This is a genomic window from Gordonia sp. PS3 (assembly GCF_041950545.1).
In the GTDB taxonomy this organism is placed as follows: Bacteria; Actinomycetota; Actinomycetes; order Mycobacteriales; family Mycobacteriaceae; genus Gordonia; species Gordonia sihwensis.
In genome coordinates this window covers 2,854,773-2,866,748 of record NZ_CP169524.1, presented here as the reverse complement: position 1 = coordinate 2,866,748, position 11,976 = coordinate 2,854,773, and the positions used below count along the sequence as shown (strand labels likewise).

General features: G+C 67.7%; 12 protein-coding genes. 6 read left to right on the top strand and 6 right to left on the bottom strand.

Annotation, left to right across the window (positions count from 1 at the left end):
* Window positions 1-55 precede the first annotated feature (55 nt).
* From ACE11G_RS13270 to efeU, 4 genes are all read right to left on the bottom strand, one after another.
* Window positions 56-469, bottom strand: coding sequence for a TIGR02611 family protein (locus ACE11G_RS13270; RefSeq protein WP_062368082.1), 414 nt, complete (start codon window positions 467-469; stop codon window positions 56-58).
* 35 nt (window positions 470-504) lie between these two features.
* Window positions 505-1,806: an iron uptake transporter deferrochelatase/peroxidase subunit gene (gene efeB / locus ACE11G_RS13265; protein ID WP_372452502.1), complete on the bottom strand. Its 1,302-nt coding sequence runs from the start codon at window positions 1,804-1,806 to the stop codon at window positions 505-507.
* Between the two features lie 94 nt (window positions 1,807-1,900).
* Entirely contained in the window at window positions 1,901-3,118 is a 1,218-nt protein-coding gene (gene efeO / locus ACE11G_RS13260) for an iron uptake system protein EfeO (protein ID WP_062368083.1), read from the bottom strand.
* 80 nt (window positions 3,119-3,198) lie between these two features.
* Window positions 3,199-4,092 carry an iron uptake transporter permease EfeU gene (gene efeU / locus ACE11G_RS13255; protein ID WP_375002502.1) on the bottom strand — a complete coding sequence of 298 codons (894 nt, stop codon included), beginning with the start codon at window positions 4,090-4,092 and terminating at the stop codon, window positions 3,199-3,201.
* Window positions 4,093-4,391: 299 nt separating this feature from the next.
* On the opposite strand from efeU, the gene ACE11G_RS13250 reads away from it, so the two are divergent.
* The 5 genes from ACE11G_RS13250 (at window position 4,392) to ACE11G_RS13230 (ending at window position 8,706) form a co-directional block, all read left to right on the top strand.
* Complete coding sequence (locus tag ACE11G_RS13250) at window positions 4,392-5,135, top strand: lytic murein transglycosylase (protein WP_062368088.1); 744 nt, start codon at window positions 4,392-4,394, stop codon at window positions 5,133-5,135.
* A 79-nt stretch (window positions 5,136-5,214) separates the two neighbouring features.
* Window positions 5,215-6,498 (top strand): phosphopyruvate hydratase, encoded by a 1,284-nt coding sequence (eno, locus tag ACE11G_RS13245; protein ID WP_006897576.1) that lies wholly within the window; start codon window positions 5,215-5,217, stop codon window positions 6,496-6,498.
* A 355-nt stretch (window positions 6,499-6,853) separates the two neighbouring features.
* Window positions 6,854-7,219 carry a septum formation initiator family protein gene (locus tag ACE11G_RS13240; RefSeq protein WP_006897575.1) on the top strand — a complete coding sequence of 122 codons (366 nt, stop codon included), beginning with the start codon at window positions 6,854-6,856 and terminating at the stop codon, window positions 7,217-7,219.
* Window positions 7,220-7,747, top strand: coding sequence for a DUF501 domain-containing protein (locus ACE11G_RS13235; RefSeq protein ID WP_006897574.1), 528 nt, complete (start codon window positions 7,220-7,222; stop codon window positions 7,745-7,747).
* Entirely contained in the window at window positions 7,744-8,706 is a 963-nt protein-coding gene (locus ACE11G_RS13230; RefSeq protein ID WP_062368085.1) for a Ppx/GppA phosphatase family protein, read from the top strand. The genes ACE11G_RS13235 and ACE11G_RS13230 overlap by 4 nt, the downstream gene beginning before the upstream one ends.
* 23 nt (window positions 8,707-8,729) lie before the next feature.
* Here ACE11G_RS13230 and ACE11G_RS13225 read toward each other — a convergent pair whose 3' ends face one another.
* Complete coding sequence (locus ACE11G_RS13225; protein ID WP_062368032.1) at window positions 8,730-9,239, bottom strand: DUF4395 domain-containing protein; 510 nt, start codon at window positions 9,237-9,239, stop codon at window positions 8,730-8,732.
* A gap of 154 nt (window positions 9,240-9,393) precedes the next feature.
* Here ACE11G_RS13225 and ACE11G_RS13220 point away from each other — a divergent pair, with 154 nt between their 5' ends.
* Window positions 9,394-10,146 carry a hypothetical protein gene (locus ACE11G_RS13220; protein WP_375002498.1) on the top strand — a complete coding sequence of 251 codons (753 nt, stop codon included), beginning with the start codon at window positions 9,394-9,396 and terminating at the stop codon, window positions 10,144-10,146.
* Between the two features lie 3 nt (window positions 10,147-10,149).
* Here the strand turns inward: ACE11G_RS13220 and recQ are convergent, their stop codons facing one another.
* Window positions 10,150-11,976, bottom strand: coding sequence for a DNA helicase RecQ (recQ, locus tag ACE11G_RS13215; protein WP_375002496.1), 1,827 nt, complete (start codon window positions 11,974-11,976; stop codon window positions 10,150-10,152).

The following is an 11,976-nucleotide window of genomic DNA, read 5'->3' as shown; positions in this document are numbered from 1 at the left end:
ATCGATCACACGACCGGCGGCTCAACCCGTGAGCGCAACCCGTCAGCTCAACCCGTCAGCCCAGCGGCGAGTCGAGCCAGCCGTAGTCGAGGCCGACCCAGCCCTGCGCCAAGTCGAGTGCCCCCGTCACCCACAGTGTCAGCAAGACGACGGCGCACGTACCGACGGCGAGCGCGAACTGCGCCAGCCGATTGCCGTCGATGTAATCGGAGTACATCGAGTTGAGTCTGGACATGATCCACTTGCGCAGGCGTGCCGCCCATTCCAGTTCCTGCGACAGAATGAGCAGTCCGAGGAAGACGATGGCCCATCCGGGCCCCGGATACGGGATCGTGATGACCCCGGCGGCGGTGACCAGAAAGCCGACCGCGATGGTGAGGTACCGCAGCACCCAGCCGAATCGAGACGTCCGACGGACGCGCGTGTACGCGGTTCCGAGTGATCTGATCCGGTCCATGGTCGTGGGCACGGCGGTGAGGTCCTTACGATTGTCAGGGGACGCTGCTACTTCTCGAACAGACGTTGTCCCCAGTATTCACCGGGACGCAGCCCCGGCGGGACGGCGAAGATCGCCGAACCGTTCGGTATCAGATATTCGGTCATCGCGTCCTTGCGTGACAACTGGTGCTGCATCGGCACGAACTGCTTGAAGCTGTCGCGGTTGAAGGCGACGAAGAAGAGTCCCGCGTCGAGATGGCCGAAACCGTCCGAGCCGTCGGTGAAGTTGTATCCGCGCCGCAGGATCTGCGCACCGTTGTTCATGTCGGGGTGAGCGAGACGGACGTGGGAGGTCAGCGGAATGATCGGCGTGCCGTATGAGGTGATCTGGAAATCGGGCTCGTCGAACTCGTCCTCGCCGCTGAGCGGCGCGCCGGACTGCTTGGTCCGGCCGATGATGTCCTCCTGCTCCTTCAGATTCGCTCGGTCCCAGGGTTCGATGTCCATCCGGATGCGCCGTGCGACGAGATAGGTGCCGCCGGTCATCCACTGTGCCGCCGGCGGGTTGTCGCCGGGAGCCACCCACACCCATTTATCGAGGGTCTCGGTGTCCTCGGCCCGGATGTTGGCGGTGCCGTCCTTGAAACCGAACATGTTGCGCGGCGTCTCCTGCGAGCGGGTCGTGGACGACGTGCGACCGAAACCGAGCTGCGACCACCGGACGGAGACGACGCCGACGCCGATACGCGCGAGGTTGCGGACGGCATGGACCGCGACCTGCGGATCGTCGGCGCACGCCTGGATGCAGATGTCGCCGAACGAGCGCGAGGGCTCGATCTTCTCCTGCGCGAACGCCGGCAGGTCGGCGAGGGCCGCGGGCTTGCGGTCGGCGATGCCGAACCGGTCCTTGCGGCCGGGGTCGGAGGCGCTCGGCCCGAACAGTCCGGGGCCGAAGCCGATGGTGAGGGTGAGGTGTGCGGGCGACAGGCCCAGTGCCTCGCCGGTGTCGGCGGGCGGGTGATACTCGCCCATGCCGGTGGCACCGCCGGGAACGGTCTCCTCACCGCGCGTCATCCGCTCGGCCGCGACAGTCCACTTCTTCAACATGTCGACCAGCGCTTCACGCGAGTCGGTGATGACGTCGAAGGCGGCGAAGTGCAGGCGGTCCTGAGCCTCGGTGACGATGCCGGCCTGCCTCTCGCCGCGGAATGCGACGACGCGGTCGGGCTCGGAGTCGCCACGACCTCCGACGGTCGCGCCGATCGCGGCTCCGCCGGCGAGACCGGCTGCGATGCCGACCCCCGCGGCACCGAGCACGGTGCGGCGGGACACACCGGGCTTGGGTGCGTCGGGTGCGGGGGTCTCGATACGCCCGTTGCTCGCTTCGCTCGCATCGGGCACTCGACCAGCCTCAGGGTCTCCGGTCGGCTGCGCTTCGCTGTCACTCACTTCGTATTCCCGCTCACTTCTGCAGAACCAGGCCGGGCACCTGCGACAGAGTCGCCGAGAGGGCGTCCACCTTGTCCGACAACTCCTTGCGCTGTGCCGGCGACACCTTGTCGTACGAGGCGTGGCCGTCGCCCTCGCGGAACTGGTCGATGAACGACCGGACGTCGGCGAACTGAGCGGTGATCTTGTCCATCAGCTTCGGGTCGCGCGCCGAGATCATCGGCTGCAGTTCCGCGATCAGCGTCTCGGAGCCGTCGATGTTGGCGGCGATGTCCCACAGGTCGGTGTGGCTGTAGCGATCCTCCTCGCCGGCCACCTTTGTCTTGGCGATCTCGTCGATCAGCGCCTGCGGGCCGTGGACGAACATCTGCGTCTCGAACTCGAAACCGGGGGCGGAGACCTCGTCGCGCAGTTGTGTCACGTCGGTCAGGAGCTGATCGGCGGCCTTGTCGATGGCGGCCTTGGAATCGGCGGTCTTCGCGGCGGCGGCGTCCGCGGGCGCCACCTGACCCTCGGCTTCGCCGACCTCATCGGCCTTCGGAGGGAAGAGGAAGCGCTCGATGCGGTGGAATCCGGTGAACTCCTGCTTGCCGTCCTCGGTGTCGTCCCAGCGCATGTCGATCTTGGGGTCGAGGTCGGGGAACGACTCGGCGACCGGCTCGATGCGCTCGTAGAACGTGCGGACCAGGCCGAAGCCGTTGCGAGCCGCATCCAGATCGCCGCTCTTGACGTCGCCGGTGAAGGTCTGCACCTGTGCGACCAATCCGTTGAGCTGGCCCCGGACGTACTCGAGGTAGCGCTGCTTGGCGGCCTCGACATCGGCCGGAGCCTGGCTCTTCTGCTTGGTCTCGCCGGTCACTTCGATCTTCTGTCGGATGCCGGTTCCGACCATGCCCGGTTTGCACGCGACGGTGTAGGTCCCCGGCTCGCTGAACTCCACGCTGAGCTTGCCCTTGAGGCCCGGACCGATGTTCTCCACCTCGGCGAGGACGCGATTGTTCTTGCCGTAGACGTAGAACTCGGTGACCTTGGATCCGGCGTTGCTGATCTCGAAGTTCGCGGTGCCGGTCTGCAGATCGGTGGTCGACAGTTCGCAGCCGTCGTTGGACGAGGTCACAGTCACCGCGCCGTCGCCGGACGATTTCGCCTCGCATGCGGCCAGTGCCAGGGGCGTGGCGGCCACAGCGCCGAGCACGACGACGTTCCGCAGAACGGGGGAGAGCTTGACCATGGTGTTCCTTTCACGGTGTCCACGCGGTGAGTCGGAGTCGGCGTGGTGGGGAGGACGGGAGTGCGCCCGGGCGATGCGGCTTATGAGGCCTCTTCCAGCGTGGCGGGGGCAGCCTCGGATCTGCGCGTCGACGACCGTCCGCGGGCGTAGAACAGCCCGCCCACGATGACGATGTATCCGGCCCAGGCGATCACCTGCAGGACGGTGGGCTCCGGACGGAAGTTGAAGATGCCGGCCAGGATCACGCCGTACCAGGCGCTCTGGTCGTACCAGGACGAGATGTCGAAGGCGATTTCGCCGAGGCCGGGCAGCCAGCCGTACACCTGAAGCGCACCGACACCGTAGGCGAGGATGCCCGCGGCGACGACGATCAGGAAGTAGCCGGTGTAGGTGAAGAATCTGGCGAAGTCGATCGCGATGGCGCCCTTGTACAACAGCCACGTCAGCACCACCGCGACGAGCATGCCGAGCAACAGACCCACAAGCGGCCACACCCCGCCGGAGACGCTCTCGGCATACCCGACCATCAGCAGGGCGGTCTCGAAGCCCTCGCGTCCGACGGCCAGGAAGGCCAGTCCGAAGACAGCGGCGCCGCCGACCGCCAGAGCGTTGGTCAGCCCCGACTTCAGATCGCCCGATATATGTGCGGCGGCTTTGCGCATCCACAGAACCATGAACGTGACGATGGCGACGGCGACCAGGGACGCGATCCCTGCGAGCAGCTCGGCGCCCAGAGAGGAGATCGTCGACGAACCGAACTGAATGATGAGGAACGTGGCGATCATCATCGTGAGCGCCGCGGCGACGCCGAGCCAGATCCACTTGAGCGAGTCTCGGTGATCGGACTTCACCGCGAAAGCGATGAGGACCATGACGACGATCCCGGCTTCCAGCCCCTCGCGCACACCGATCAGACCGCTCCCGACCATCTGGGTCACCACCGAGGGGGCGCCCTGTGCGATGAGCATCGTCACCGTCTTTTCCTTCCGCCGTGCGCCGCCGGTCAGGTTGGCCGGACAACCCGGTAAGGATAACCCACGTTGGGTGAGCCTCTCCTAATCGGATTCGTCTTCTAGCTGCATCGACGCCGGAAATGCGTAAACCGGATCAGCGGCGGGAACTCCCGCGGCGTTTTCGGAGTTGGTCTGGTGGTGTGCGAGGCTTGTGCGCGCCGTGACCCCGGCCGTTCCGGCGAGCCGGTGCGATCGAGTGCAGTGACGAGAGATCCAGTGCAGTGACGAGATGAGGACCTGTGACCCGAGTTGTGCGATCGGTGACGACCAATCGGCGCCGGTGGTGGGTCGCTCCCATCGCGGTCGCCGTCGCGGTCTCGCTGTCGTCGTGCGGGATCCGGATGCCGTGGGACCGTCCGGACATCCCCGACGGGCTGCCGCCCGGGGTCGGAACCCAGCAGCCCTACATCGACATCAACTCGCCCGGCCGCACCGCGGACAAGATGCGTGAGTGGGCCACACCCATCTCCGATGCGACGGCCATTCCGCTGACCGCTCTGGAGGCGTACGGCAACGCCGCCGAAATCCAGCGTCAACAGCATCCCGAGTGCGGGATCGGCTGGACCACGCTTGCCGGGATCGCCGCGGTGGAGACCAAGCACGGCAGGCACGGGGGCGCCACCGTCGCACCCAACGGCGACGTCCGCCCGGAGATCCGCGGTCCCGCTCTCGACGGCACCAAGGGCAACCGGGTGATCCGTGACACCGACAAAGGACGGCTCGACGGAGACACGACCTACGACCGCGCGATGGGACCGTTCCAGTTCATTCCCGAGACGTGGATGCGCTACGGAGTGGACGCGAATGGCGACGGCGCGGCCGACCCGGACAACATCGACGACGCGGCGCTGTCGGCGGCGCGGTATCTCTGCGTGTACGCGGGCGGCGACATGACCACGCCCGAAGGCTGGGAAGCGGCCGTGCACGCCTATAACAATCACGACGAGTACGTGTTGAAGGTGCGCAACTACGCGAACGCCTACTCCGTGAACATCCGCTACTGATCTGCGTTTATCCTGGACTCGGAATCTGTCGGCGTCTCCGCCGACCCGACGACATCGAACATCGAATTGGGGCTGACAAGTGGCAATTATCGAGCAGGTAGGCGCGCGCGAGATCCTCGACTCCCGCGGCAACCCGACCGTCGAGGTCGAGGTCGTCCTGGACGACGGCACCTTCTCGCGGGCAGCGGTTCCCTCGGGTGCCTCGACCGGTGAGCACGAGGCCGTCGAGCTGCGCGATGGCGGCGACCGCTACCTCGGCAAGGGCGTCAAGAAGGCCGTCGAGGCAGTCCTGGGCGATATCGCCCCCGAGGTCATCGGTATCGAGGCCGACGATCAGCGCGTCCTCGACCAGACCCTCGTCGATCTGGACGGCACCCCCGACAAGTCGCGCCTCGGCGCCAACGCTCTGCTCGGTGTGTCGCTGGCGGTCGCCAAGGCCGCGGCCGAGTCGGCCGGTCTGCCGCTGTTCCGCTACGTCGGCGGGCCGAACGCTCACATCCTGCCGGTCCCGATGATGAACATCATCAACGGCGGTGCGCACGCCGACAACGGCATCGACTTCCAGGAGTTCATGATCGCGCCGACGGGTGCGGCCACGTTCGCCGAGTCGCTCCGCTGGGGCGCCGAGGTGTACCACTCGCTCAAGTCGGTCCTGCACAAGCAGGGCATGAGCACGGCGCTGGGCGACGAGGGCGGCTTCGCTCCGGATCTGCCCAACACCGAGGCCGCGATCAGCGTGATCGCCGAGGCCGTCGAGAAGGCCGGTTACAAGTTCGGCAGCGACATCGTCATCGCGCTCGACTCGGCGTCGACCGAGTTCTACCGCGACGGTGCCTACCAGTTCCAGGGCAAGGCGCAGTCCGCCGACGAGATGATCTCGTTCTACGAGAAGCTGGTCACCGACTTCCCGATCGTGTCCATCGAAGACGGCCTCGCCGAGGACGACTGGACCGGATGGGCGTCGCTCACCGAGTCCATCGGCGACAAGGTGCAGCTGGTGGGCGACGATCTGTTCGTCACCAACCCGGAGCGCCTCGAAGAGGGCATCAGCAAGGGGATCGCCAACGCACTCCTGGTGAAGGTCAACCAGATCGGCACGCTCACCGAGACTCTCGACGCGGTCGCGCTGGCGCACAACAGCGGCTACAAGACCATGATGAGCCACCGATCGGGCGAGACCGAGGACACCACCATCGCCGATCTGGCGGTCGCGTGCAGCTCGGGCCAGATCAAGACCGGTGCGCCGGCACGCAGCGAGCGCGTCGCCAAGTACAACCAGTTGCTGCGTATCGAAGAGGGCCTCGGCGACGCCGCGCGCTACGCCGGTGACCTGGCGTTCCCGCGCTTTTCGTTCGGTGCGTGATTAGCTAGTAGGTATGGCAGAAGGCGAGACCGGGAGCGGGGGGAGCGGTGGCGCCGCCCGCCGGCGCAGCAGTCGCGGGCGATCCGATCGGCCGGCGAGTTCGTCGCGTCGATCGCGTCCCGACCAGCGGCGCACCCGGTCTCGCGACTCTGCTGTTCCGCCCCAGCCGACCGCGCCCCGCGAGTCGGCCGGTGACGGCGATCCGCGTGCTGATCTCGGCGGCGCGTCGGTAGGCGCCTCCCATGCCGGCGCTCGCCGTCGTCGCACCTCGGAGCGTCCTCGCGGCAATGCGTCCGGGGACCTCCCGGCGTCGCCGTCCCGGCTCGTCCTGTTCGCGCAGCGTCGCGGCGTCAGCGTGACGACAGTCGGCATCGCGGTCGGCATGGCGATCTTCCTGATGCTGACGCTCGCCGTCCCGGTGCGGACCTACATCGCCCAGCGCAACGAGTTCAACCAGCTGCAGGAGTCGAATGCGCAGCTGCGGCGGGAGACTCAGCAGTACAAGGACAAGCTGGCGCAGCAGAGCGATCCGGCGTACATCGAGGCGCAGGCGCGGCAGCGTCTGCAGTACGTGCCGAAGGGCGAGAAGCCGATCGTCATCATCAACCCGACGCGCCAGCAGCAAGAGGCGGAGCAGGCTGCGGAGCGTCAACGCAAAGCCACGCCGTGGTACGAGAATCTGATGGATGCGGTGTCGACGCCGCCGGAGACCCGAGGGTAAGTGAGCATCACCGAAGCCGACCTGCAACTGGTCGCGAAGCAGTTGGGACGTGAGCCGCGCGGGGTGCTGGAGATCAGTTACCGCACTCCGGACGGTCAGCCCGCGGTCGTGAAGACGGCACCCCGGTTGCCCGACGGCACCCCCTTTCCGACGCTCTACTATCTGACCGACCCGCGGTTGACGGGGGCCTGCAGCCGTCTGGAGTCGGGTGGCGTGATGCGCGAGATGACCTCGCGGCTGGCCGAGGACGCCGACCTCGCTGCCGGTTACCGCGCGGCGTACGAGAGCTACCTCGCCGAGCGTGACGCGATCGAATCGCTCGGCACCGACTTCGCCGGCGGCGGCATGCCCGATCGGGTGAAGTGCCTGCACGTGCTGGTGGCGCATTCACTGGCCAAGGGGCCGGGCGTCAACCCGCTGGGCGACGAGGCCGTCGCACTGCTCGCCGACATCGAGAAGCTCCGCGGCATCGCCGTGCCCGCCGACTGGCCGTTGCACGCACCGGATTCCGACGAGGCCGGCGCGTGACCCGGGTGGCCGCCGTCGACTGCGGCACCAACTCGATCCGGCTGCTGATCGCCGACGTCGACGAGAACGGAGCGCTCTCCGACGTCCGGCGCGACATGCTGGTGGTGCGGTTGGGGCAGGGCGTCGACGCGACCGGCCAGTTCGCCGACGAGGCGATCGAGCGCACCCGCGCGGCGCTGGCGGGCTACGTCGAGGCGATGGTCGCGGCCGGGGTGGAGCGAGTCCGCATGGTCGCGACGTCCGCGACACGGGACGCGGGCAACCGCGACGAGTTCTTCGCGATGACGGCCGAACTGCTCGGCAAGGTGCAGGAGGGCGCGGTGGCCGAAGTGATCTCCGGTGACGAGGAGGCACGGCTGTCGTTCCGGGGCGCCGTCGGCGGTCTGGACCCGGCGGACGGACCCTTCGTGGTCACCGACCTCGGCGGGGGCAGCACCGAAGTCGTCGTCGGCTCGGTGTCGCGAGGGCAGGCGGTCGTGGCCGGCGCATACTCCGCCGACATCGGCTGCGTGCGACTCACCGAACGAGCACTCGCGTCCGATCCGCCGACCCTGGACGAGCGCGCCCGTGCCGCGGCGATCGCGGCGGAGGAACTCTCAAAGGCGTTCGCCGCGGTCGATGTCGGCCCCGCGCGCACGTGGGTGGGGGTCGCCGGAACGTTGACGACGTTCGCGGCTCTTCACGCCGGTCTCACCGAGTACGACCCCGAGGTGATCCACCACTCGCGGATCCCGCTGGCGGAACTTCACGTTCTCTGCGGACGCATCGTCGCGATGACACGCGAGGAGCGGCTGGCGCTCGGACCGATGCATCCGGGGCGTGCCGACGTCATCGGCGGCGGCGCGCTCGTGACCCGTGAGCTGGCGCGACAGTTGGCCGACCGTGCCGCCATCACCGAGATGGTGGTCTCGGAGCACGACATCCTGGACGGGATCGCGTTGGGTCTGGCCGCTCGCTGAGGGAGGCGGCCGCAAGCCCGCCTCTAGGCCCGATTGCGGCCGAAGTCGTTGCAGGCCTCGCAGACGCTGTCCGGAATGATTCCGGCGCGCTGGAGCAGTCCGAATCCGATGCAGCCGAGGCAGAGACCGAAGGCGAACTCGAGGAACGCCGCCACGATCAACAGCCCGACGACGATCTGTGCCGCGAGACCGAAACCGGCCGCTGACAGTACGAATGCGCAGCCGGAGAAGACCAGGCCGATGGTCTGAGCGAACCGCTTGGGCGGTCCGGGAACCATCTTCGTGCGTTTCCAGACGCGCGGCACGATGACATGCACGGCGAGCCTGCCGAACGGCGAGTACCGCGGGCCGCCCGCGACCCGCAGGGCGAAACCGAGGGCCAGGAGCCCGTACAGCCACGGCTTATCGACGGCGATGGCCACGATCGCGAGCGCGATGACGAGACCGGCGGTGGAGCGTGCCGCGTAGTCGTTGACCGGGTTGGGGAAGTCGAACACACCGCGGTGCCACGACGGCGTCTCCGCGACGGCGATCGACGAATCGACCTGGGTGAAGACGTCTGAGTCGGTCACGGGTACTCCAATCAAGCGATGACGCTTCACGATAAGGCCGGTGGACTTCGGATCCAAGATTTTGACTCACCGTGAGCCGAAGGCCTGCGGCGCGGTCGTGGCTCGACGACGGCGCGTGCCGGAACCGGTACGCGGGGGATCGCTGGTGCGTCTGCGGGCTGGGTGGTTCGCGCTCCCGGCTCACGACGAGAGGGCGGCTGCGGCGGTCCGTGACGGTGGAGTGCTCGCCTGCCGGCCTTTCGGTGGCTCACTGCGGACGGCGACGCGGGCTGTCGATCCGGTTCCCGTCGCGTTGGCGTACGCCGCACGCTGCCTCTCCGACGAGGAATGGATCGCGGTCGGTGACTCGTACCTGAATCTCACGGGTAAGACGCGTGCGGATCTTCGATCCGAGCTGCGCGGAGCCGGGCGGACGGTGGAACGGCGGATAGCGAAGACTGATCGGCGGGCGCAGTCCGGGACGGAGAGCATCGCCCGCGTCCGGCTGCGGTCGGCGGGGTTCGATGTGACGGTCCAGCCGTACGTGGAGAGCGTCGGTTGGGCGGATCTGCGGATCGGGAGACTGTTGATCGAGTGCGACAGCGTGTTGCACCACACCACGCGGACTGGGTACGCGAACGACCGCCGCCGCGACCGCCGCGCTCTGGTGGACGGGTGGCTCACGCTGCGCCTGACCTACGACGACGTGCTCTACGGCTGGGACGCGGTCCTCGCCGACATCAAAGCCGTCACCGCCAGGGACCGGCACCGGGCACGCTCGGCGAAGCACCGCGCGATGCTGCAAAGATCAGTACGTATGTCGACCGGCGAGGGAACATCGCCGGAGGACGGCAGTGACGGTACTGATCTCAGCACTGCGGTCGACTGACCGCTACGCGGACTCGAAATCGACCAGGACCTCCAGGACCTGGTCGCCGTACTTCTCGAGCTTGCTCTGCCCGATACCGGAGATCGCCAGCAGCTCTTCGTGATTGGACGGTTTCGCACGTGCGAGCTCTTCGAGGGTCTTGTTTCCGAGCACCGTGTAGGCGGGCAGCCCCGCGTCCTTCGCGACGGACGAGCGCCAGCGGCGCAGTGCCTCGAAGAGTCCGCGATCGGCGTCCGGCAGGTCCGGTGCGCTCGAGCGTGCGGCTTTCCGGGAGCGGGCCGGAGCCTTCGTGTCCTCGCGGAGCATCACCGTGGTCTCGCCGCGCAGAACGGGGGCGGCCTTCTCGGTGAGGCGCAGCACTCCGTAATCGCCCTGCGGAGCGATGATTCCGAGAGCCACCAGCTGGCGGACCACGCTTCGCCATCCGCCGGCGTCGAGTTCGGTGCCGATGCCGTAGGTGGTGAGGCGATCGTGGCCCTGCTGCTGGATACGAGCGTTGTCCACACCCAGCAGGATGTCGATGAGATGACCGGCGCCATAGGCCGACCGGTTGAAGTCGCGGTCGAGCCGGAAGATGGTCGACAGGAGCTTCTGCGCCGGCACCGTGCCGTCCCAGGTCTTCGGCGGGTTCAGACAGGTGTCGCAGTTGCCGCAGGGTTCGATCCGCTGGTCGAAGTACCCCAGCAACTGCTGCCTCCGGCACGTCGCCGTCTCGCAGAGTGCGAGCATCGCGTCGAGCAGCTGCGACTGCACCCGGCGCCGTGCGGCGTCGCCGTCGGACTGGTCGATCAGGCGCCGCTGGTTCATGACGTCGGCGAGCCCGTAGGCCATCCACGCCACCGACGGCAGGCCGTCGCGGCCGGCGCGTCCGGTCTCCTGGTAGTAACCCTCGATGCTCTTCGGAAGATCGATGTGCGCCACGAAGCGCACATCGGGTTTGTCGATGCCCATGCCGAACGCGATGGTCGCGACCACCACGATCCCGTCCTCGCGCAGGAACCGGTGCAGCGTGTCCTCGCGCACCCGGCGGTCGAGTCCCGCGTGGTACGGCACCGCGTCGACGCCGTTCGCGCGGAGGAACTCGGCGATGTTCTCCACGCTGTTGCGGCTCAGCGCGTAGACGATGCCGGTCGCGGGCTCGCCGTCGACGACGCCTTCCGTTCGGATGAACTCCAGCAGTTGCCTGTTGGCTTGCGCCTTGGGCTCGATGCGGTAGGTGATGTTGGGCCGGTCGAAGCTGGAGACGAAGTGGCGTGCGCCCTCCAGGTGCAGCCGCGCGGTGAGCTCTTCGTGCGTGCGGCGGGTGGCGGTCGCGGTGAGCGCGATTCGCGGAACGTCCGGCCAGATGTCCGCCAGCTCTCCCAGCGCCAGATAGTCCGGCCGGAAGTCGTGGCCCCACTGCGAGACGCAGTGCGCCTCGTCGATCGCGATCAGCGACAGCGTGCCGCGCGCCAGGAACTCGCGAGTCCCCCGTTGGCTCAGCCGTTCGGGGGCGACGTAGATCAGGTCGAGTTCGCCTGCGAGGAATGCTCTTTCGACTTCCGCTCGCTCTTCGGGGAGCTGAGTGGAGTTCAGGTAGGCGGCGCGGACGCCCAGTTGGCGCAGAGCTCCCACCTGGTCGGCCATGAGCGCGATCAGCGGCGAGACGACGACGGCGCACCCCTCACGGACGAGCGCGGGCACCTGATAGCAGAGGCTCTTGCCGCCGCCGGTCGGCATGAGCACGACGGCGTCGCCTCCGCCGATCACGTGCGAGACGATCTGCTCCTGGTCGCCGCGGAACTCCGAGTAGCCGAAGACGTCCCGGAGGACTTGATACTGGTCGGGCAC